At 42.2% G+C, this 22,444-nt stretch carries 18 protein-coding genes; 10 read left to right on the top strand and 8 right to left on the bottom strand.

Annotated elements, in window-relative coordinates; translation table 11 throughout:
* Positions 1-99 precede the first annotated feature (99 nt).
* Entirely contained in the window at positions 100-1,593 is a 1,494-nt protein-coding gene (locus DQN48_RS03110; protein WP_013022917.1) for a hypothetical protein, read from the top strand.
* A 253-nt stretch (positions 1,594-1,846) separates the two neighbouring features.
* Here the strand turns inward: DQN48_RS03110 and DQN48_RS03105 are convergent, their stop codons facing one another.
* Genes DQN48_RS03105 through DQN48_RS03085 form a run of 5 tightly spaced genes read right to left on the bottom strand, consistent with a single transcriptional unit; the run spans position 1,847 to position 7,992 of the window.
* On the bottom strand, positions 1,847-4,039 hold the full coding sequence (locus DQN48_RS03105; protein WP_013022916.1) for a RecB family exonuclease: 2,193 nt from the start codon (positions 4,037-4,039) through the stop codon (positions 1,847-1,849).
* Positions 4,036-5,964: a transketolase gene (gene tkt, locus DQN48_RS03100; protein ID WP_013022915.1), complete on the bottom strand. Its 1,929-nt coding sequence runs from the start codon at positions 5,962-5,964 to the stop codon at positions 4,036-4,038. Before tkt ends, DQN48_RS03105 begins: the two co-directional genes overlap by 4 nt.
* Positions 5,965-6,009: 45 nt before the next feature.
* The gene (locus DQN48_RS03095; protein WP_013022914.1) at positions 6,010-6,855 is read right to left on the bottom strand and encodes a bifunctional riboflavin kinase/FAD synthetase; all 846 of its coding nucleotides are present in this window, start codon (positions 6,853-6,855) and stop codon (positions 6,010-6,012) included.
* Positions 6,818-7,531: a 23S rRNA (cytidine-2'-O)-methyltransferase TlyA gene (gene tlyA, locus DQN48_RS03090; protein ID WP_013022913.1), complete on the bottom strand. Its 714-nt coding sequence runs from the start codon at positions 7,529-7,531 to the stop codon at positions 6,818-6,820. Before tlyA ends, DQN48_RS03095 begins: the two co-directional genes overlap by 38 nt.
* Positions 7,531-7,992, bottom strand: a complete 462-nt coding sequence (locus DQN48_RS03085) for a hypothetical protein (RefSeq protein ID WP_013022912.1) — start codon at positions 7,990-7,992, stop codon at positions 7,531-7,533. The genes tlyA and DQN48_RS03085 overlap by 1 nt, the downstream gene beginning before the upstream one ends.
* A gap of 103 nt (positions 7,993-8,095) precedes the next feature.
* Between DQN48_RS03085 and DQN48_RS03080 the strand changes: the two genes are divergently transcribed.
* From DQN48_RS03080 to DQN48_RS03070, 3 genes are all read left to right on the top strand, one after another.
* Positions 8,096-8,980, top strand: a complete 885-nt coding sequence (locus DQN48_RS03080) for an aspartate carbamoyltransferase catalytic subunit (RefSeq protein WP_013022911.1) — start codon at positions 8,096-8,098, stop codon at positions 8,978-8,980.
* Positions 8,981-9,273: 293 nt separating this feature from the next.
* A complete protein-coding gene (locus DQN48_RS03075) occupies positions 9,274-10,629 on the top strand; it encodes an outer membrane family protein (RefSeq protein WP_013022910.1) in 1,356 nt (451 codons plus the stop codon).
* 233 nt (positions 10,630-10,862) lie between these two features.
* Complete coding sequence (locus DQN48_RS03070) at positions 10,863-12,233, top strand: outer membrane family protein (protein ID WP_013022909.1); 1,371 nt, start codon at positions 10,863-10,865, stop codon at positions 12,231-12,233.
* Positions 12,234-12,679: 446 nt separating this feature from the next.
* Here the strand turns inward: DQN48_RS03070 and DQN48_RS03065 are convergent, their stop codons facing one another.
* Positions 12,680-13,654, bottom strand: coding sequence for a hypothetical protein (locus DQN48_RS03065; RefSeq protein ID WP_013022908.1), 975 nt, complete (start codon positions 13,652-13,654; stop codon positions 12,680-12,682).
* A 63-nt stretch (positions 13,655-13,717) separates the two neighbouring features.
* On the opposite strand from DQN48_RS03065, the gene DQN48_RS03060 reads away from it, so the two are divergent.
* Positions 13,718-14,215 carry a peptidylprolyl isomerase gene (locus DQN48_RS03060; protein ID WP_013022907.1) on the top strand — a complete coding sequence of 166 codons (498 nt, stop codon included), beginning with the start codon at positions 13,718-13,720 and terminating at the stop codon, positions 14,213-14,215.
* Positions 14,216-14,303: 88 nt separating this feature from the next.
* A complete protein-coding gene (locus DQN48_RS03055) occupies positions 14,304-15,122 on the top strand; it encodes a ferritin-like domain-containing protein (RefSeq protein WP_013022906.1) in 819 nt (272 codons plus the stop codon).
* A 78-nt stretch (positions 15,123-15,200) separates the two neighbouring features.
* On the opposite strand, the gene DQN48_RS03050 is transcribed toward DQN48_RS03055, so the two are convergent.
* Positions 15,201-16,592 carry an NAD(P)H-hydrate epimerase gene (locus DQN48_RS03050; protein ID WP_041913094.1) on the bottom strand — a complete coding sequence of 464 codons (1,392 nt, stop codon included), beginning with the start codon at positions 16,590-16,592 and terminating at the stop codon, positions 15,201-15,203.
* The gene (locus DQN48_RS03045; protein ID WP_013022904.1) at positions 16,576-16,944 is read right to left on the bottom strand and encodes a methionine-R-sulfoxide reductase; all 369 of its coding nucleotides are present in this window, start codon (positions 16,942-16,944) and stop codon (positions 16,576-16,578) included. Before DQN48_RS03045 ends, DQN48_RS03050 begins: the two co-directional genes overlap by 17 nt.
* Before the next feature lie 227 nt (positions 16,945-17,171).
* On the opposite strand from DQN48_RS03045, the gene sppA reads away from it, so the two are divergent.
* The 4 genes from sppA to acnB all read left to right on the top strand — a co-directional run bounded on the left by sppA (position 17,172) and on the right by acnB (position 22,444).
* Positions 17,172-18,032 carry a signal peptide peptidase SppA gene (sppA, locus tag DQN48_RS03040; protein WP_013022903.1) on the top strand — a complete coding sequence of 287 codons (861 nt, stop codon included), beginning with the start codon at positions 17,172-17,174 and terminating at the stop codon, positions 18,030-18,032.
* 12 nt (positions 18,033-18,044) lie between these two features.
* A complete protein-coding gene (purU, locus tag DQN48_RS03035; protein ID WP_013022902.1) occupies positions 18,045-18,884 on the top strand; it encodes a formyltetrahydrofolate deformylase in 840 nt (279 codons plus the stop codon).
* On the top strand, positions 18,884-19,783 hold the full coding sequence (locus DQN48_RS03030) for a polysaccharide deacetylase family protein (RefSeq protein WP_013022901.1): 900 nt from the start codon (positions 18,884-18,886) through the stop codon (positions 19,781-19,783). Before purU ends, DQN48_RS03030 begins: the two co-directional genes overlap by 1 nt.
* Positions 19,784-19,894: 111 nt before the next feature.
* Positions 19,895-22,444, top strand: coding sequence for a bifunctional aconitate hydratase 2/2-methylisocitrate dehydratase (gene acnB, locus DQN48_RS03025; protein WP_013022900.1), 2,550 nt, complete (start codon positions 19,895-19,897; stop codon positions 22,442-22,444).

The raw sequence follows: 22,444 nt of genomic DNA, 5'->3' as shown, positions 1-22,444 counted from the left end.
CAGTCATGTTTTGATAGCGTCGCGATCCCATTTGGGTGTTGTTTGGGTCGTGTTGCTTTATGCTGCAATCCCAGAGTCATATCGCGATCTTGGGATCTATTGCAAAATGCTTCAAAAATCAAAAGTAATCAAGGGGATTTCAGCGTGCATGGAAAAATCTTAAAATATTCTGCTGCGAGTGGGATTGGTCTGATTGTCAATCATTCCAAAAAAATTTTTGAATTCCGCAAAGACAGCTGGCGGGATAGCAAGCATCTGCCCGTTCCTGGGATGCTAGTGGAGTTTCGACATAATACAAATGGTTATGTCACCCATGCCAAGGCCTCTGTATATCAAGGATTTTCAGAGGATTTTCATATCCAAGAGATTGATTTTTGGAAGACAGATACAGATGAAGAACTCGCAAACAAAGAATATGAATTTAAAGCAGACATTATCGAAAAAATCTTTAAGCAGACCAATTTTTTTACCATCCAAGATATTCCCCTTGATGTCAGCATAGAAAAATGTATTGAGAAATATTTCTTTCAAGAAAACAACGCCATCAACCTCATCGCCAAAGAATTTCCCAACACACAAGAACCCCTACTAGATTACTTCCAAATGAAGCGCTTCTTGCACAAGGCAATTGATATGCTAATTTTCACGGATAAAAATATCACCATGGATGTATTTTTGGAGCGTATGCAGGCCCTTAATAAACTCAATCATTTCTATGATCTTTTTATGCAAAATGACAAAATTGATCTAAGCAAGCTCTTTGAAGAGCATTTTTTGGAGGATCAGCTGTTTTATCAGGCAAGCGTGCATGCCATCTCGGGACTCAATGACAAAATCTCCCAACTTCAATCCAGCATCAAAGCCCATATCGCAGAGATGAAGAGCATTTATGCCAAAATAGGAGCACGAAACACTAAGAATCTCAAGGCGCTGGAACATAGATTAAAAAGTCTCAAGCAGCAAATCTCCAAGGCCGATGAGGAAGCTAGACCATTGGATGAATGCCTTAAAAGACTGCAAAGCATCACAGAGGTATTCCGCCAGCGCTATGTGCTAGGTTTCCAAAAGGAATTCAAACAAGCCCGTCTCATATTGATTAAAAAAATCACAAAGATGCTCGACATCTGTGCTACGGATTTGGATAATTTCATCTGGAAGCTTGCCATGCAATCCACCCCCGTACACAATACCTTTTTCAATAAAAATATCTCAGGATCCTATTGTGCGATGACTTTTTTGTGGATGTATCTGCAAAATCTTGACAAAGAAAAGCTCAATGCCAATGACAAAAGCGCTTATGACAACTATCTGCGCTACAAACAAAAATACGAAAAAACCTCACTCATCTATATCAATAACCCAAAGCTCGAATCTGCCCTAAAAATCAAAATCATGTCAGAGAGCAAATGCAATGCCACCATCATCGCCAAGACCAATGCGGATTTTTTCTCTCTGATCCAATCTATGAGCTTCACCAACATCTATCTAGATAGCAACCCCCTCACCCCCATCACCACGCTGATAGAAGACATCAAAAAATCCAGCAAAAATAAAGACACTCCCATTTTCACCATCCCCAGCAAAAAAGAATAACAAGCCTCACCCAAACACATCGGTGTGATTGGTTTTGTGCATGGTTTTGCTGTATTGACAAAGTGCTGCTAGCACGATGAGATAAAAAGCTAGATACATATTATTTGCTTACAAAAGTCCTCGCGCATAAAAAATTCCCCACATTTTGGCGTTGTGGAGATGGGAATTGGAGCATGATATTACAAGCCTGCGACATGTTGGTATGATGAAATTGGAAGGGAAATTACTTAGCGATGAAGGAATTCCAATGAGATCATGCTTGATTGCAGAGCATTTTGAATTCACAATAATGGCATTCTTTGAAATTTTGAGTAAATTCCATCTCCCCATCTAACTCCTTGATGCGCTCTTGCAGAATTTCCCTGCCTTCTTCTAGATTCACTGAAATTTTTTTCTCACCCCTGATATCATACACCAAGCAAGCCTCCACACTCTTCCCCTCACTCTCTAAAGCCATGGCATAGAGAATCAATTGAAAATCACTGGTGTTTTCGTTAATGCTCTGATGGATTTTTTTGCCAAATTTATAATCCACCACCACATAACTAGCACTCTCTTCATCATAATCCACCCGATCAATCTTGCCGCTGAATTTATGTTTCAAAATTTCTGCCTCAAAGCCATACTCCGCTGCATAAAAACGATATTTTTGATAATGCTCCCTCTCCTGCTTCCAAAATGAATCCATATTCTTCACCATCAATTCTGATGCAAATTTTTGCATGGGATCTTGCAACGAAGCTTGATGCACAAGATGATAAAACTCTTTTTGTGCGCCAATTACATCATTAGGATGGGCGTTGTATGCCTTCTCCAGGCTTTCATGCAAGAGATTTTGTGCAGAAAAATCCCTTTGGCTCACATCACGCAATCCCTTGATGTAGCGGAGGAAAAACCTCCTCTTGCATGCAAAAAAAGTACGCAGACTACTAGCACTAAAAACAAAATCTTGAGGAATCTCGCCAAAAAAATCATCTTCCACATAGGAAGGCTTTTTGTCAAAATAAAAAATGCTTTTGTCAAATTCCCCTGGAAGGACATCTACGATGCTAGAGAGAAAATGAAGGGCTTGGGGTTTGTCATCTTTGACATAGGTAATGTCCACTTCTTTAGCGTTTTTAATGAGTTGATAATAATAATGCTTTTGAAGATTTTTATGATCCATCAAGGTGGGGATGCCAAGACTTTTGCGGATTTTGGTATTCAAAAACATATCGCTATCATCAAAATTAAAAATTTTTTCTTCATTGAAATCCACGATGATAATCGCATCAAAGCTCATGCCTCTGGTCTCTAGCATCCCATATACAGGGATTTTACCCCCTTTTTTGTCACTAAGCTTGAGGGATTCAAGCTCCATTTGATAAAACTCCCAAATCTGCTCTATACAAAAACTCTCCATCAATCCTTTGATTTCATCAAGTCCAGCAAAAAATTCCTCATGGAAGAGATGGATTTCTTGCTGGAATTCTGGATGCTCTTTGAGCAGAGCCTCACAAAGACTGCGCAAAGCAGTGACATTCTCTCCAATCTCTTCTTGGATAAATGCCTGATAATAGCTTGTTTGCTTGATGTCTATGCCCATGGCAAAATTGAAATTACGATGCACATCTAACACACGCAAATATTTGACAAAATCCTCACTTGGCGTGATTAACGCCACATTCTCCCGCCCCTGCTTTAGCCACTCCAAAGCCTTATCAAGCACGAAGGAAACCTGTGCAATCCTGGAGTGAAAGGCATAGAGGCGCGGGTTTTGTGGGATCTTGGTACTGTGAGAGTGCAGGATTTTTTTCTGTCCCAAATCTAGGGCATAGTGCATGTTTGACTCCAAGGCAAGATCCAAAAAATCAAAAAACCCTCGATTAAACACATCGCAATCAAAATGCAAAACCAGCTGTTTTTGCTTAGCAATCTCAAATAAGACCCTCTGCTCAGATTTAGAAAGCATGCCCTCTAAATGAAATTCAATGCCCTCAAATGGCACAAACATCTCTGTAAAAATCTCATAATCCTGCGCATAATACTTGCTATAGAATTTATTGGCACCAAGGCGCTCCTCATAGCCCTCATAAATCTCCTCCAAAATCTGCAAATGCTCTGCATAATCCTCATAAATATCTCGATCCTGAATGTCTTTGATGGACTTTTGATGCAAAAGCAATTCATCAAAAAACTTTTGCAAAAATTTCATTCCCTCCAAATACGCCAAAAAGCTTTTATCAAAAAGCAAGAGTTTATGGGTATTTTTGTAGGCATAGAGGGTTTGCAAAAGCAGGATTTTGAGTACAAACTGCGGGGCTTTTTTCCTGTCTTTTACCCCTGTAAAAAATTCAAAAAATTCATATGCCCCCATAGCTCTTGGAGCAAAGCCCCCCTCATAGCGCAGATAAAACTCACCAACTGCACGATTAGAAGAAAATACATAAAGCTTTTGATCTTTCAAAGCAATGCCTTTGCTCTTTTGAGGATGTTTGCCACACAAAATCCAAAACTCTCAAACAATTCCTCACCCTTTGCAGAGGCGCCAAAACCCTCCATCATCACCACATCCTCTGCCAAGGCATACCATTCATAACTGCGCGCTGCTTCAATAGCTAACACTCTACCATCACCAAGGATATCCCTCTGCCTTGCTTTGTCTTGGGCAAGAAAGAGATCAAGGCTTGGCACACTCACCACCCCCGTAGTAATTCCCTCGCTCTCTAAAGCCTGCGCACTTCTAAGCGCCAAAGAGACTTCACTACCACTGGCAAGCAAAGTGATTCTGGCATTTTTAGTCTGCTTTAGCACATATGCACCTTGGGATATATCACTATTTTGGGGCGTGCAAACTTCAAGATTTTGGCGCGAAAGTACAAACATGCAAGGACCCTGATAATGCAGCGCATGCTTCCAACAAGAGATGTTTTCATTGGCATCTGCAGGGCGGTAGACAATGAGATTTGGCATCGCTCGAAAATGGCTTAATTGCTCGATGGGTTGATGCGTGGCTCCATCTTCACCAACCCCAATGCTATCATGAGTAAAAATATAAAAGACTTTTGAGCGCATGATGCTTGCGATGCGAATGCTGGGAGAGAGATAGTCACTAAAGACAAAAAATGTCGCACAAAAAGGCAGATATAATCCATAATTTGCCAGACCATTACTAATCCCTCCCATGGCATGCTCACGGATGCCAAAATGCAGATTTTTCCCATCGGGGAAAGAGGGACTGTGGTTTAGATTAGTGTTATTGGATGGAGAGAGATCCGCACTCCCTCCGATAAATCCTGCCACTGCCTCACTGATAGCATTGAGAATCTTGCCATTGCTCACTCTAGTGGCGATTTTCTCACCTTTTTCAAATCTGGGATAAATAATTTTTGAAAAATCCCTTTGCACAAAGGCTTGGATGTGTTTTTGTGCATCTTGATTTTGATCCTGCCAGATCTTATTGGCACTAGCTCCCATCTCTGCGACATTTCTAAAACGCAGCAGCACATCTTCAGGGATGAAGAAGCTTTGTGTGCCATCAAATCCTAGGGCCTCTTTACTGGCTTTGATTACATCTGCTCCCAGGGGTGCGCCATGGGTTTTGTGACTGCCCTCTAACCCCACTGCACCTTTACCAATCTTGGTATGCATAATAATCAACGTTGGTTTCTTTTGCCCCTGTGCATCTTCCCCCTCTCTTGCACGTTTAAGCACCGCATCAATAGCCATGAAATCATGTCCATCACATTCCAAGACTTCCCATCCCTGAGATACAAATCGCAGAGAAATATCCTCGCTAATAGCAATGCTTGTATCCCCCTCAATAGTGATGTGATTGCTATCATAGAGCAAAATAAGATTATTAAGCTTATGATGTCCTGCAATAGAGCTTGCCTCATAGCTAATGCCCTCTTGCAAATCCCCATCCCCACAAATACAATAAACTTTATGATCGATGGCACTTCCAAAGTGCTTTTGCGCATACTTTGCTCCAAGTGCAAATCCCACTGCATTGGCCACACCCTGACCTAAGGGACCTGTGGTCATTTCTACACCCTCTGTGTGTCCAAATTCTGGATGCCCAGGAGTTTTAGAATTTTTTTGACGAAAGGCTTTGAGATCCTGCAAGCTTACATCAAATCCCCACAAATGCAGCAGTGCATAAATAAGCGCAGATGCATGTCCACCACTAAAGACAATCCGATCGCGATTGATCCAGGTGGGATTTTTGGGATTTATCTTTAAGTGCATCCCTAGTACGCTCATTACATCAGACAACCCCATGGCAACGCCAGGATGCCCGCTGTTTGCCTGCTGCACCATATCTGCACATAAAAATTTCAATGTATTAGACATTTTTTCTAGCATCACCAAATCTTGTTTTTCTAGCATTTCACTTCCTTAGCTTTTAGGATGGATAGATGGATTTTTTGGGTTTTAAGAATCCAATTTTAGTATATTTTTGATGTTTTGCAAATCTTGGGTGATTTGTTTTTTGAGATCTTTTAAATTTGCAAAGCTAAGATTATCGCGGATACGCTCCCTAAATTGCAAGGTCATATGCCCAAACTCTCTAAACTTCTCTAATAAATGCACCTCTATGCTAAAGGCCCCATCTGTACTGCGCACTCCCACAAAGATAGCACAAGCAATCCTATCCTCTCCATCCTGCACATATCCTGCATAAACCCCATCTTTGGGGATGACATAATTTTGGACCCTGAGATTGAAGGTGGGATAAAGGCTCTTTCTGCCAAGGCCCTGCCCCTTAATCACAGCACCCTGAATCTGATAGTCTCTACCTAGCAAAAGATTTGCCAAAGACAGCTCGCCTAAGAGCAGTAATTCTTTAATCTTTTGTGTGTGCACAGGAATGCCCTTCTCTATAACCTCAGGCACAATCACCACATCCCCATCAAACAAATGGCATAAATCCCTGCTGGTATACTGCCGCGCCCTGCCAAAACAAAAATCATAGCCCACGACAAGCTTTTTGAGCTTTTTAAAATGCTCTTTCAAAAAGCAGAGAAATTCCTCCCCGCTCCATTCTTTAATAGCCTCAAACTCTAGAAAAAAAACCTTTTGCTTAATCCATGTTTGGCGCCAAGAGAGATTACTCAAAGCCCCATCAGACTTTTTCTGCGGATTTTGTGTGATAATCAAAACCCCACCAAAGCTACCTAGCTCTTGCAATAATCTCTGATGTCCCAAATGCACACCATCAAATTTGCCAATGGCAAGCTCTTCAATCTCTTCGTTGCAAAAATAAGAAAAATTCCTCATTCCCTGCCTTTCCCTTCAAGATAGATTTTTGCTCCCTGATAATCTCATAGCCCTGCAAATCCACATAAGTCCGAAAATCCCCCAATGCCTTCATAATGGCATCCTGATCACACACCACACCTTTTTTGTTGCGCTTGACATTTCTGCCCACTTCAAATTGTGGCTTAAAGAGTAAAACCATGTTTTTACTCCATTTTGATAGCGCAAAAAAAATCTTCTCAATCCCAATAAAACTCAAATCACATAACAGCAAATCATATCCCTCTCTCCCATCCCTAGGGAGAAAATCTCGAATATCACATTCCTCATAAACCTCTATGCGAGTATCCTTGCGCAAAACCTCACTCAATTGATTCCTGCCCACATCCACACAATGCACCTCTTTTGCACCAAGTAGCAATGCCACCTGGCTAAATCCTCCCATGCTCGCACCCACATCTAGCACGCACCACCCGCTTAAATCCCATCCCTGCAAAAAGCCATAGAGCTTCTCTCCAGCCCTAGAGACAAAGCGAGGCAACTCACAAAGCTCGATAAAATCCTCTAGCCCATCAACTTGAAAACTTGCTTTATTGAGGATTTTGCCCTCCATCTTGACTTTTCCTCCCTTAATCAAAGCAGCAGATTTCTCTCGACTCAAAGAAAATCTCTGGGAAAGAAAAACATCTAGACGCATCAAAACTGCATAGGAAGAGTCTTGAAACTAAAATCAAAAGTCATGGTCCCCATGGATGAGACCTCTGCTTTTAAGACCATGTCCCTACTCTCTAATTCATTAAGATCATGAAAAGCCACCAAAAAGCATTTGCTCCATTTGTTTCTGGGGATGAGGATTTTGTCAAATTCATCCTCATGAATCTCCCGCACCCACAGGGATTTTTGCCCATTCAAAAAATAATCAATCAATGGGGCATCACTGCTACTGTCTTCCTGGAAGATTTCTACAAAAAAATACTTGCGATTATAGTAGGCAAGCTCGCTTACTTCATTGAGATAGGTGACTACCATGGTCATGAGAATCTTGTGATTTTCAATGATCTCAGCCTTGCGGCTGGCCTGCACCTTTTTTTCTGCCAGGATGTCTACTCCATCTTCTTGACCAAAAAAAGTATTACATCCTTCCAAAAAAAGGAGCATGATTAAAACTAAGATTCTCTGCAAAACTTCACCACTTCCAATGTTTTTGAGACCATGTTTTTGAGATAAAATAATAATAAAATTCTAACAGAGCGGAGACAACATGCGCCACCTCATCAAAACAAGCGACCTTGAGATTTTGGAGATTTTAGAGATTTTAAAAAAGGCAAATTCCTATCCCAAAAAATTGGCAAAAAAACCCCTAGAGGATAAGCTCATCATCACTGCATTTTTTGAAAATTCTACGCGCACACTCAGCAGCTTTGAGATTGCAGCAAAAAATCTAGGAGCAAGTGTGATAAGGCTAGATGTCTCAAGAAGCTCCACGAGCAAGGGAGAAACCATCGGTGATACCGCTGCAAATCTCAATGCCATGCACCCGCATGCAATCATCATTCGACACAAGAATGCGGGTGCGGGTGAGCATCTCGCAAGATATGTGAACTGTCCCATCATCAATGGAGGAGATGGCGCACATGCTCATCCTACCCAGGCCCTCCTAGATCTACTAACTATCTTTAATCACTTTGATGGGAAGGTGGAGGGCAAGCGCGTGGGGATTGTTGGAGATATCAAAAACTCTCGAGTTGCAAATAGCAATATCGAACTTCTCTCGCGCTTTGGACTAGAGATTACTTTGATTGCACCCCCACATTTTCTCCCTGAAACCACGCTAAAAACCACACACAATCTCAAAGAATCCCTCAAAAATCTTGATATCCTCATTAGCCTTCGCACACAAACAGAGCGCCATGATTATCAAATCTATGGCTCCTTGCAGGACTATGCCAGGGATTTTTGCATCACCAAAGAAATCCTAGGCTATCATGATCTTATTGTATTGCATCCAGGGCCGGTACATCATAATATCGATTTAGGGGATGAGGTCCTAAAAGATCCTCGCTGCAAAGTCCTTGATCAAGTAAGCAATGGAGTACTTATCCGTATGGCAGTGATGGAGTACTGCATCACCCAGGAAAACCCCTAGGAAAAATCACCAAAAAATACCACTAACAATCGCAGGAAAATTCCCTAAGGTGCTATGAAATCGCCATGGAACACTTGTGTATTATGAACTGACTTTTTGGAAAATTTTTCTCTGTATAGTTTTTACACATATTTTTTATTTTGGAAACTTAAAGAGATAACAAAAAACAAATGATATGCTAGCATAAGCGTGGAGAATCTGCAGAAGACATCAATCGTAAAAAACAAGGGTAGTTAGATTCCAAAATCGCTAAACTATCATGGCAGATTTTATCCCACTAAACAGGAAACGATATGAAAAAGGTTTACATTTCCTTGGCATTTCTTGCAATTTCTAGCAACACTCTCCAAGGCATGGATGCAAAAATCTCTGGTGCTGTGGAAACATTTAACAAAATCGGGTTTAACAATGCTCCTATGAATGTAAAAGAAGGACGTTATCCTACCGACACTTTTGGAACCTTGATCGCTAGGGTGCAGGTGGATGGGGATTTCCTTACAAAAGAGCAAAAAGAATCAGGGCAGAGTTTTACTGGCGGCATTGGATTTCTTGCAGGTGGCATAATCTATGATGACACTAGAAGATGGGGGAATGTGGACTTTGAAAGGAATTTCCATGTCAAAAGCGGAGACTCCATCGCTGGGACCAACTACATCATCACAAATGGCGTACTTTATAATCTCTATCTCCAATACCAAATACAAAGACCCAATGCAGATGGAACTGCAGAACATATCTTTACCATAAAGGGAGGACGTTATAAGAGCACTGCGATGTTCATGAGCGGTTTTAACCAAGGCTTTGAGCTAGATTATCGATACAAAGGCTTAGAACTTTGGTGGTTTAGCTCCTTTGGCCGCGGATTTGCGTATTCTGAGTGGATTTATGATTTTTATGCACGCAAAAAAATGAACAACACCAACTATGGCATCCATGTTCTCAAGGCTTCCTATAGTTTTAATTCAGGGTTTTATATTTCGCCATTTGTTTATTTTTCGCCAGATTTCTATGTTGCCCCCATCATAGAGGCCAAATATGACAGCAATCCCGGCTTCAACAGAGAGGGCGTGCGATCTGTGACAAGAGTCATTTTTATGTCCTCCTTTAACACCCCTGCAGCAAGCAAACAGTGGGCCTATCAATTCCTAACAGGAAAAGAGGGGCATACTCTTGCAATTTTGCAGCAAGTGGATATTAATAATTATTACATCGGGGCTGGATGGTATCAGAACTTTGGCAATGGTAATGCGCAGATTGGAACTTATGGAAATGGGGCGATTGGCCCATGGGATTTTTGGACAAATACCGTTTATAACATGAGTGCTGTGTCTAATGCTGTTACCAAAGATGCAAAGACAGGCTACATCTATGGTGGCGGGCAACATGGAAATTTCAAATGGGATATTTTGGGGAGATTAACCTATTCAATTCGCGCGGATGAAAAGGCAATCCCACTCAATCTCTACTACACCTTTAACAAACATTTTCGCATATGGTTCAAGCTAGAGTGGCAGAGAGTAACAACACATGCGGGATTTGTCTTTACCACAAGCTCGACACTAGATATTGATGCTTCACCCTTTCGAATCAAAAAAAGCATTACACAAGACCGCAGTCAAGCTATGATTATACTGACTTATGGCTTCTAGAAACCAGGGAATCTTCCCTGGTGTAAGATAAATTACCTCCTTTATAAAACCTTAAGCTTTGTAATAAATATAACATTTTTATTAATATTTCAAGATTTTTTTATACAAAAATTAATAAATTTAGAATTTTTCGATAGAATTTCGGTAGATGTCGAGTCTTTGTCAAGATATTGCACATGGGGTAGGCATCATGAAACTTTATTTTAGTAGATCCAAAAAAAAAGGAATAAACATTGAAAAAGCTCTCCTCCCTAACGACGCTTTTAGTAGCGATGAGTGGCTCGGCCGGGGCAATGGACTTCAAGCCATCTGGCTCCCTCACGAGCTTCAACAGAATAGGTTTCAATAATGCGCCTATGAATGTGAAAGAGAATCTTTACCCAACTGAGAGTTGGGGTACCTTCATTGTAAAGGCGCAAGTTGATGCAGACTTCCTCTCCAAAGAACAGAAAGAATCTGGACAAAGCTTCACGGGCAGTATCGGTATTTTTGCTGGTGGACTTATCTATGATAACTCGAGAAGATGGGGAAACGCCGACTTTGACAAAAACTTCAACCTAAAAAGTGGGGATTCTGTTGTTGGTGCATGGTATGTCATTGCCAATGCCAACATCTATAACCTCTATGGCAGATATGAAATCAGAAAACCCAATGCAGATGGAACTGCGGATCATGTTTTCAGCATCAAAGGCGGCCGTTACGAAAGTAGCGCAGAATTCATGTATGCATATACACAGGGTTTTGAGCTAGACTACAAATACAAAGGGCTGAATCTCTGGTGGTACAGCTCCTTTGGCCGTGCGTTTGCAGAGGGCTCATGGATGTATCCATGGTATAACCCAAAACAAATGAATAACGTCAACTATGGTATCCATATCCTCCAACTTTCCTACACCTTTAAATCTGGATTCCATATTCAACCCTATGTTTACATTTCACCGGATTTCTATGTTGCCCCCATTCTCAAGTTGATTTATGATAGCAATCCTAATTTCAACAAACAGGGTGTGCGCTCTAAAACTACAGTTAACTTCATGTATGTACATCATACCCCAGCAGCAGCTAAGCAATGGAGATATCTAGCCATCGCGGGCCATGACGCACAGACTCTTAATTTCACCGAGCAAGTGGATATCAACAACTACTATATCGCGGCAGGAGGATACTTTAACTTTGGAAACGCCAACGCCCAACTCGGTACCTACGGTAACCCCTGGATTCCATGGAACTACTGGTCAAGCACCGTTTATCAAATGGGTGGGATGACCGCAGCTCTTACCAAAAATGCAAAGTCAGGATATATTTATGTAGGTGGAAGCCATCTTGGTGGGAAACTTGAATGGAGGATTTTGGGAAGAATCACTCGTTCTCCTTTTGAAAACGAAGCATCCATACCATTCAACCTCTATTACACAGTTAACAAGTACTTTAAAATGTGGTTCAAGCTAGAATGGCAAACCGCCACATTGCATAAAGGCTATGTGATTGCCTTGATTCCCAACAATCCTGGGAGCTACTATCTTCCTGGTTCTCCCTTCAAGGCAACCAAAAATGTTACGCAAGACCGCAGTAACTTTATGTTTAGTTTCACCTATAGCTTCTAAAGACTAGACAATATTTAACTTCACCAAAGAGAGGAGTTTCTCCTCTCTGCCCTAGCATTTTTTATTTTCGTAAGCTTCTTCTAGGCTTCTTCTTATCTTTAGATCTTTGTAGAATTTCTCCATCACCCCCTAGAATCTTTCCGTCATTTTCTTGCTCTTAGCCAAATCCTCCCACCTCCAAGATCACTGAAAATAAAATTTTAACCTGATTAAAGACATAAGAAACTTGGTTTTTTGGCTTTGAATGAAAAAAGATCCTTGAGAGACAAGAAAACAAACACTTCCCACGCTGTTTGAATCAAAGAAACCAAGAAAATCCCTCTTGCTTGGATAAAAATCAAATAAAAACCCACACCAAAAACTCAAATAAAAACCCAAAAACAGAGCACCACTCTCAAAATCTCAAAATCCTTGGGAAACCCTGGAGTATTAGCAAGGGAAGGAGGTTAGAAATCTTTGCCTCTTAGATTCTGCAAGAACAAAAAAACCGCAGTAGAATCCAAGACCACGGGCATCGCATTATCTGCATGGATGGTGAAAATTCCCACAAAAGCACCGTCTTTGTCAAAAAATGGCCTGCCCAAAATCATCTTATTCATCTTCTTGTCATCGATCTGATAAGCAGCCCCACCAGTCTCTAGCTCTTGGGTGGATAGAATTTCATTTTGCAAGACGCCAAAATAATATTGCTTGGAAACCTTTGGATAATACAGCATTGTCTCAGGGGCTTTGGGAGGAAGTTTTTGGGGAGTGAGGTAAAACAAATCATAGATGCGCTTATGATAAAAACTCTCCGTGCGCACCTTGCAATAATCATCTGTGAACCCCTGGGTCCTTAGCAGCGCAAGCCCAGTAGTATTGTCGATGGCCTCAATCTGCAAATCCGCGATACAGATGAGCACCTGCGCGCTGTCATCTTGCATGCGCAACTGGATTTTTCTAGGATATTTCCCAAAATTATGCAAAATCTCTGAGCTTGTGAGAAATCTCCCATTTTTCAACAACACTCCATAGCCATACTGCAATGTGCCATTATCAAAATACACATTCAAAACACCAATGGAATGCACCCATTTCTGCAAGGATGCCCTAGCCTCTTGCCTTTCTTTGAGAATTTTTTGATTTTCGATAAAAAAATTCTCCAATCCATCTAGACTTGATGCTTCTACATTTTGCTGCCCCTCTGTATCCAAATCATCTGAGTTAGCAGCCTCATCTGAAGCATCCAATTCATCTGAGTCGTCTTTTTCTAGCTGTGTGTCATAAGGGCTTTTTTGTGATCTATTTTTGTGGAGTTTGCCTGTGTTTTTTTGCCCCCCCTTTTGCAGACTCTTTTCCAATCCTGGCGCATCCAATTCCACATCTTCTGAAGCAAAAGAAAATAGCAAAACACCCATCACCAAAACAATTTTTTTTATCATTCCCCACTCTTTCTCATGCGTTTTTTGAGTAGAATTATATTACAAAATCTTAAAGGACATCTCATGTATGAAGAATTAAAAACCTACAACCCCACAAAAGAAGAATTACAGGGCTACCAATATGCCACCATAAAGACAAACAAAGGAGAGATCGTAGTGAAATTATTCCCAGAATCCGCCCCTCAAGCAGTCAGCAATTTTGCCACACTCAGCAAAGAGGGATTTTATAAGGGTCTAAGCTTTCACCGCGTGATCGCAGGATTTGTAGCACAGGGTGGTTGTCCCAAGGGAACTGGTACAGGAGGCCCTGGATGGCGCATTACTTGTGAACTCAAAAACAATCCCCACAAACATCTCAAAGGCAGCCTAAGTATGGCTCATGCAGGGAGAGACACAGGAGGGAGTCAGTTTTTTCTCTGCTTTGTGGCATTACCCCATCTTGATGGAGAACATACAGTATTTGGACGCATTGATGAAAAGGACAGCCAAAGCATGGCTGTGCTAGATTCTCTAAAGCAGGGAGATGTAATTGAGGATATTCACATCACTGCGAGCAAATAATGCAGGATTTTAGTGGCTTATTTTATGAGAGCATAGTTTTTTTGCTTCTCATAGGAGCTCTTTTGCTCTATCGCAGCAGACTCAAAAAATGAATTTTTTCGCCGCATTAGAAAAGATCCTCTTTGCAGAGGATCCCGATCAAAAAATTGCGCTCTTTAGAGAATTTCATGAAGACTTCCACTACACAAAAAAATATGATTTTGACCATCAATCTCCTATCAAAATCTCCCCTCTGCCCAGCTATCATAGCTTTTGTCAAATCATCCACCCCACAAGGATCCGACGCCCCAAAGATCTCTCCAGCACCAATACACTGGCAAAAGTCATCCACTCCATCGTGCATATCGAATACAGCGCCATTGATCTAGCCCTAGATGCGAGCTATCGCTTTCGCAATCTTAGCCCTCAATATTACACAGATTGGCTAGAGGTTGCACAAGAGGAGATCTCTCATTTTCTCTTGCTTAGATCCTTGCTGCAGGATCTAGGCTTTGATTATGGGGACTTTCCGGTGCATCAAAATCTCTTTGATGCGCAAATGGCCACCAATCACTCCCTAAGTCATAGGATGGGACTTGTGCATCGTGCACTAGAAGCCAATGGACTAGATGCCAATCCCTTTGTCGCCCAAAAAATCTCCCAAAGCTCGCATGCGATCGCAAAAAAAGCACTCTCTGTGCTAGACATCATCCTAAGGGATGAAATCTCTCATGTACATAAGGGGGACAAATGGTGGCGCGCCTACAAAAAAGAAGGGGAGGATTTTTTGAGTCTACTGCGGGATTACAGGCACTTTTCTCCAATGAGCAAAATCCTCAATAAAGAAGCTCGCTTGCAAGCAGGCTACACAAAAGAAGAACTCCTTTTAATAGAGCGAGATAAACCAATGGAAGGAAGCCAATATTAACAATAAAGAGAGCAAGAGTCCACCTTCTAGTGGCCTAAAGCTCAAAGGAGTTTAAAAAAGATAGAATCCCTGTGGGGTTTATTCTAAGACAACCCTCCCTAGTGTTGCAATGATATCTAGCGGGGTAAGCGCATAATTTTTCTCACAAAAATCCTGCGCGCACAGGCTATGAATGAGACTGCCATGCAATGCAGCCTCCAGGGGCAAAAATCCCTGTGCCAGTAAGCCACCTATGATGCCTGCTAGTACATCTCCACTACCAGCCTTGGCTAGTGCGGCATTCCCCAGCGCATTGATATAGACTCTATCTTTTTTAGCAATCATCACATTCGCACCCTTGAGCACCATCACGACATGGGGATATTTGCTACAAAAACGCATGAAGTATTCCATCTTATCTGCCAAAAAATCCTCTTTTGCAAGCTCGCCCATGCCACAGCGCTCCCATAAGTTCAAAAACTCGCCACAGTGAGGTGTAATCACAATATTTTGATGGGAGGAGAGAAGTTCTGCAATCCTCTCATGACGCAAAATATCTGCATCCAAGACACAGGGAAGCATAGGATCTAATGCCAAAAATACCTCTGGGATCTCTGTACCCATGCCCATACCTATGCAAAAAGCACTGGTTTTAGCACTTGGTATGCTCATATACATCACCTCAGCAAAATAAGGATGCAAATCCCCAATGACACTCACGCTACCAGCACCTATGCGCAATCCCGCCAGCGCACAAAGGCTTCCCGCTCCACTCTTCTCCCCCGCATATACGCACAAATGCCCAAAATCTCCTTTGTGGACATTGGGATTTTTGCGCAGAGGCAATTGCAAATCACTGGCTTCCAAAAGCTTGATATGAGAATCCACTTCATATTTACTGGCACTCACGCCCAAATCCCCTACTTCCACCACCCCCACATAGGCCTTGGCCTCATCGCGATACAAAGCCACATTACGCGCTCCCATCGCCAGGGTATAATCTGCCAAAAAAGCCTTTGCTATGTCTCCATAGGCTCGCACACCACTGGGGATATCGCAGGCAATTTTTATCCTTCCCACACGATTCATGGAATCTATAAGTTTGTTTGCCTCTGCATCCAGGGTACTTTGCAATCCACTTCCAATAAAGCAATCCACCACCACATCACAGGGTAGAAGCTTTTTGACAAATTCCACTCCCAGCGCAGTGGCGCGCTCATGCTGCTTGATGCAGTTTTTGCTCTTGGGAGGCTTGGCACTATATACCCACACACGATAATCCCCCAGCAGCTGCCTTGCTAGCACATATCCATCTCCCCCATTGTCCCCACCCCCGCACACAATGCTAATCACACTTCCCCTCTGCACAAGACGCATGATGAGATTTTTTAACGCATTGCCAGCATTTTCCATCAATATCTCAGGCTCTAGCCCAAACTGCATATAACAGCGCGAATCCAGCGCTTTTGTATCTTTATAGAGATTTTGCATCGGATTTTTTGAAACGAATGGATAGAGAGTTTACGCAATGTCGCGTGTCTTTTTGCGTGAAGCCTTCCCCCCGAAATACATGCCCCAAATGCCCACCACAGCGCGCGCAAGTGATCTCAATCCTCCTGCCATCATTATCCAAACTCTCCCGAACGCCATCCAAAATACAATCATCAAAGCTAGGCCAGCCGCATCCAGACTTGAATTTTGCCTCTGAGGTAAAGAGGGGATTCTCACATTGTCTACAAACATAAACCCCCTCCTCAAAATGCTGATCATATTCACCACTAAAGGGTGGTTCGGTGCCTTTCTGTAAAATCACATAGGCTTCCTGCTCTGTAAGTTTGTTCATCATTCCTCACTTAAATAAAATCACGGCTTAAATGAAATCACGCCAAAAGCCCAAAAATCTAGGTTTTCCTTGGCAAAAATTCCATCCTTTGGCCATCTTATAGAAAAATGATAAACACTCCCAACCCCTTCATGAAGGAACCAAAATGTAGATAAAGATACCAAAAAATACGATAAAATACGCCTTTTATTTCAGAGATTTTCCCAACTCTTTGCAAGGAGAAAGATTTGAGAACACTTGCCAATATTTTATTAGCCCCATTTGCATTCATTACAAAATATTTCAAAGCCTGTATATTCTTACTCATCATTGTTTTGCTTTTCTTTTTTTTGCACAATGATGGAGGGCAAAAAAATGCCAATCTTGCCAAAATCTATCTGCATGGACCCATCATCGATTCCACCTCCATCTATGAACAGATCAAAAAAATCAAAGCAAACCCCAATATCAAGGGAGCTTTATTGCTGATTAATTCTCCAGGGGGTGCGGTCAGCGCTAGCGTAGAAATCAGTGATATGATAAGGGAGCTCAATCAACGCATCCCAGTAGTGGCCTATGTGCAAGGAGTAATGGCAAGTGGAAGCTATTATGGAGGCATGTATTCTAAGCAAATCTTTGCAAATCGCGGTGCACTCATTGGTTCTATTGGAGTGATCTTTAGCAGCATGAATATCCAAAATTTGATGCAAAAAATCGGAGTAAGTCAGCAAGGCGTGAGTGCTGGAGCCTACAAAGAGGTAGGCACCCCTTTGCGCAAATGGACACCTGAGGAATATGCCTATATCAAAAATCTCATCCAAGAAGAATATCAGATGTTTATTGATGATGTAAGTGATGCTAGAAAACTGGATAAACACAATTACAAGAGCTTTGCTGAGGGGAAGATCTTCACTGCAAAAAATGCGCAAAAACTGGGTCTAATCGATGAGATCGGAGGAATGGATGATGCCATAGAGGCGCTAAAAAATTTCTCCCATGTGCAAGATCCCATATGGCTAGAAAAAAGCAAATTTGACAATTATTTAGAGCGCGTTGTAAATTCCAGCACGCAAGTTCTATTCAAAAACTTTGCCTATCAACTCCAATAACAAGGATATTTTTTGAATTCACACAATCACACCATACTGATTCTATGCCCTGACCAGCAAGGGCTGATTTTTCAGATTTCTGCCATCCTCTCAAAAGCAAATCTCAATATCGAAAAAAATGATGAGTTCGTAGACAAGGAGCAAAATATGTTTTTCATGCGCACGGAGGTGAGCGGGGAGCTTGATAAAGAGCTTTTGGGCCAGCAGCTTAGCGATGCACTGCCCCATGAATCCCAAATCAAAATCATCCCACAAAGCAAAAAATCCCTGCTGATTTTTTGCACAAAAGAAAATCACTGCTTAGGAGATCTGCTCTTGCGCTATGAGAGTGGGGAATTGGATGTAGAAATCAAAGCAGTGATTAGCAATTATCCTCATCTTGGGGATTTGGTGGGCAAATTTGGCATAGAATTTCTTCATATTTCTCACCAAAATCTCACGCGCCAGGAGCATGAGGCGCGCATACTGCAAGCCTGCAGCAAATATGAAGTGGATTATTTGGTGTTGGCAAAATACATGAGGATCCTCTCTCCGCATTTTGTCAAACAATATGAGCAAAAAATCATCAATATTCATCATAGTTTTTTGCCCGCATTCATTGGAGCAAATCCCTATAAACAAGCCTATGAGCGAGGGGTGAAGCTCATTGGTGCAACCGCGCATTTTGTCAATGACAATCTTGATGAGGGGCCCATTATCGCTCAAGATGTCATTAATATCAACCACACCTATAGCTGGAGGGATATGCAAAAAGCCGGGCGCAATATCGAAAAAATCGTTTTTGCAAAAGCAATAGAACTCGCCTTGCAAGATAGAATCTTTGTCTATGGCAACAAAACTGTGGTGTTTTGATGAGTCACAAGATCCAAAAAGTCTTATTACTTTTTCTTTGCTTAGGCATTTGGGAGAGTCTTTATGCAGGCCCCATCAAATCCCAAGGTTTCAGCTCCTCCCCTGACAAAACCATAGGCTCCAATTCCTCTGAAATAAAAGCCCTGCATGTCAAAACCCTAGACACAAAGACTCAAGATTTCAAAGCCACCCCTGCCTCTCTCAAAGAGCTCACCCTGCGCTATGCAAAGGAACATCCAAAAATCTTTGCAGAAAATCCCTCTGGCTCCATCAATCATATCCCCACCACAAAACCCATAGTCTTCCTCACTCTAGATGCCTGCAGCGGGAAGGTGGATGAGAGGATCTTAAAACTTTTAGAATCCCAACATATTCCTGCGATGCTGTTTTTAAATGCTCGCTGGATTGATAAGCATATTCCACTTTTTAAAAGTCTTAGCAAAAATCCTCTTTTTTCTTTGCAAAACCATGGAACATTGCACAAGCCTCTGAGCGTTGATGGAAAAAGCATCTATCATATCCAGGGCACAAAAAACATCAAAGAAGTTTATGAAGAAGTGATGCAAAATCACAAAAAAATGATCATTCTTGGCGCAAAGCCTCCGCGATTTTTCCGCTCTGGCACAGCATATTATGATGACGTGGCTTTAAAAATCCTAAAAGATCTAGGCTATCAGGCAATGGGCTTTGATGTGCTGGGTGATGCAGGTGCTACTTTCAATACAGAGCAAATCATCAAACAAAGCGCATTGGTTAAAAATGGCTCGATTCTAATCTATCATTTCAATCATCCAGAAAAAGACAGCTATGAAGGACTTTCCAAGGTGATTGAGATCCTGAAAAAAAAGGGATTTGTCTTTGGCAGGCTTGAAGATTTTCTCACAAAGCCACAGCACTAAAGCTCACAAAAATCCACCACAATCCAAAAAATCCACTGCAAAAATTCCATACTTTACCCTAGGAATATATAATACTAGGACATCAAAAAGACATCAAAAAAGGATCATATCATGCAAAATTTTCTCACTCAATACCAAAAACATGTTGAAGAAAGAGCCAAAGAAGGGATTCCTCCGCTCCCACTAAGCCCAGCAGAAATGCACTCAATCCTTGAGATTTTAGAGAATGGCAAAGAAAAGGAATTCGCCAAGGAGTTATTGATTCATCGCGTAAATCCCGGGGTGGATGATGCTGCAAAAATCAAAGCAGAATTTTTGGGAAAAATTGCACTCAAACAAAAAAACATCAGTAACATCACTCCCATCGAAGCCACAAAGTACCTGGGTACGATGCTTGGGGGGTACAATGTCCCTTATTTGATAGAAGCCTTGCAAAGCAAAGATAGCGCTGTTGCAAAAGAAGCTGCACAGGCACTCAAAAATACCCTGCTGGTATATGATTCTTTTGATACCATTGCCAAACTCTCCTCCACCCTTCCTCTTGCAAAAGAAGTCCTAGAATCTTGGGCCAATGCAGAATGGTTCCTCAACAAAAAACCCTTGCCAGAAAAAATCACCCTTTGCGCACTCAAAATCGATGGAGAAACCAACACCGATGATCTCTCTCCTGCAAGTGATGCATTTACTAGAAGCGACATCCCCCTGCATGCCAAAGCCATGCTAAAAAATCGCATCCCTGATTATGAAAATCGCCTCAATGCCATCAAACAAAAAAATATCCCTGTGGCCTATGTAGGCGATGTGGTAGGCACAGGAAGCTCTAGAAAGTCTGCTTGTAATTCCATCATGTGGCATTTTGGCGAGGAAATCCCCTACATCCCCAACAAAAAAACTGGTGGCATCGTCATTGGAAGCGTCATCGCTCCTATCTTTTTCAATACCTGCGAAGATAGCGGATCCCTACCCATTGTCGCAGATGTTTCCAAGATCTTGGAAGGAGATGTGATTGATGTCTATCCTTATGAGGGTGTAATCAAAAAAGACTCTCAAGTCATTAGTCACTTTACCCTCACTCCCAATACCATCTTTGATGAAGTACGTGCAGGAGGGAGAATCCCTCTTATCATCGGGCGTGGACTTACAAATAGGGCAAGAGCATTTTTAGGACTTGGAGAATCTGATGTCTTTGCCAAACCCCAAAACCCAGAGAAAAAAGCCAAGGGATACAGCCTCGCGCAAAAAATCGTAGGAAGGGCTTGTGGAGTCCCTGGCATACTACCAGGCACATATTGTGAACCCAAGGCCACCACTGTAGGCAGCCAAGACACTACAGGTGCGATGACCAGGGATGAGATCAAAGAGCTTGCAAGCCTTGCTTTTAGCTCAGATTTTGTAATGCAGAGCTTCTGTCATACTGCTGCCTATCCCAAACCCTCTGATATCAGCCTGCAAGCAACCCTACCAGATTTCATCACTTCTCGCGGTGGGGTGGCACTACGCCCAAAAGATGGAGTCATTCACTCTTGGCTCAATCGCTTCTGTTTGCCTGACACGCTTGGCACAGGCGGAGATAGCCACACAAGATTCCCCATTGGCATTAGCTTCCCTGCAGGAAGTGGACTTGTTGCATTTGCAGCAGTAACAGGGCAGATGCCACTCAATATGCCAGAATCCGTGCTCGTGCGCTTCAAGGGCAAGATGAACAAAGGAATTACACTGCGCGATCTTGTCAATGCCATCCCCTATTATGCAATCAAAAAAGGACTGCTCACCGTGGAAAAGAAGGGAAAGAAAAACATTTTCAACGGAAAAATTCTAGAGATCGAGGGATTAGAAAATATCAAAGTGGAACAAGCCTTTGAGCTCAGTGATGCAAGCGCAGAGCGCAGTGCAGCAGCCTGTGCCATCAAGCTTGACAAAGAGCCAATCATCGAATACCTCCAAAGCAATATCGCATTGATTGAAAAAATGCTCCAAGAGGGCTATGGCAACAAAGAAACACTACAAAAACGCTCCAAAGCCATGCAAGAATGGATTAAAAATCCAACGCTTCTTGAAGCGGACAAGGATGCAGAATATGCTGCCATTATCGAGATTGACCTCGCAGATATCAAAGAGCCCATACTCGCCTGCCCCAATGATCCCGATGATGTTGCCACCCTCTCTGAAGTGCTTGCAAATCCCAAGCGTCCACACAAAATCGATGAGGTTTTCATCGGAAGCTGTATGACAAATATTGGACATTTTAGGGCATTTGGTGAGATTGTCAAGGGCGCTGGAGCCAGCCCAACGCAAGTATGGATCGCTCCTCCCACAAAAATGGATGAAAAGAAACTCACACAAGAGGGCTATCTCTCCTTGTTTGGGGCAGCGGGTGCGAGGATGGAGATCCCTGGCTGCAGCCTGTGCATGGGCAACCAAGCCAGAGTGCATGATAATGCTGTGGTGTTTTCCACCTCTACGAGAAATTTTGATAATCGCATGGGCAAAGGCGCGCAAGTCTATCTTGGAAGCGCAGAGCTTGGTGCGGTATGTGCATTACTTGGCAAGATCCCAACCCCGCAGGAATATTTTGATAATGTTGTACAAAAACTAGAAAATAAAAAAGACAATGTTTATACCTATTTGAATTTTGACAAACTTCCTGAATTTCGCATATAG

Source organism: Helicobacter mustelae (genome assembly GCF_900476215.1).
GTDB lineage: Bacteria > Campylobacterota > Campylobacteria > Campylobacterales > Helicobacteraceae > Helicobacter_H > Helicobacter_H mustelae.
The sequence above is the reverse complement of the archived record's forward strand: the minus strand, read 5'-3'. Positions and strand labels throughout refer to the sequence as shown.

Bases quoted from the DNA above. Each gene is read 5' to 3' on its own strand.
- tkt (WP_013022915.1), bottom strand. From the start codon at position 5,964: ATGCTAGAAAAACAAGATTTGGTGATGCTAGAAAAAATGTCTAATACA.
- DQN48_RS03095 (WP_013022914.1), bottom strand. From the start codon at position 6,855: ATGAGGAATTTTTCTTATTTTTGCAACGAAGAGATTGAAGAGCTTGCC.
- tlyA (WP_013022913.1), bottom strand. From the start codon at position 7,531: ATGCGTCTAGATGTTTTTCTTTCCCAGAGATTTTCTTTGAGTCGAGAG.
- DQN48_RS03085 (WP_013022912.1), bottom strand. From the start codon at position 7,992: ATGCTCCTTTTTTTGGAAGGATGTAATACTTTTTTTGGTCAAGAAGAT.
- DQN48_RS03080 (WP_013022911.1), top strand. From the start codon at position 8,096: ATGCGCCACCTCATCAAAACAAGCGACCTTGAGATTTTGGAGATTTTA.
- DQN48_RS03075 (WP_013022910.1), top strand. From the start codon at position 9,274: ATGAAAAAGGTTTACATTTCCTTGGCATTTCTTGCAATTTCTAGCAAC.
- DQN48_RS03065 (WP_013022908.1), bottom strand. From the start codon at position 13,654: ATGATAAAAAAAATTGTTTTGGTGATGGGTGTTTTGCTATTTTCTTTT.
- DQN48_RS03060 (WP_013022907.1), top strand. From the start codon at position 13,718: ATGTATGAAGAATTAAAAACCTACAACCCCACAAAAGAAGAATTACAG.
- DQN48_RS03055 (WP_013022906.1), top strand. From the start codon at position 14,304: ATGAATTTTTTCGCCGCATTAGAAAAGATCCTCTTTGCAGAGGATCCC.
- DQN48_RS03050 (WP_041913094.1), bottom strand. From the start codon at position 16,592: ATGCAAAATCTCTATAAAGATACAAAAGCGCTGGATTCGCGCTGTTAT.
- DQN48_RS03045 (WP_013022904.1), bottom strand. From the start codon at position 16,944: ATGAACAAACTTACAGAGCAGGAAGCCTATGTGATTTTACAGAAAGGC.
- DQN48_RS03030 (WP_013022901.1), top strand. From the start codon at position 18,884: ATGAGTCACAAGATCCAAAAAGTCTTATTACTTTTTCTTTGCTTAGGC.
- acnB (WP_013022900.1), top strand. From the start codon at position 19,895: ATGCAAAATTTTCTCACTCAATACCAAAAACATGTTGAAGAAAGAGCC.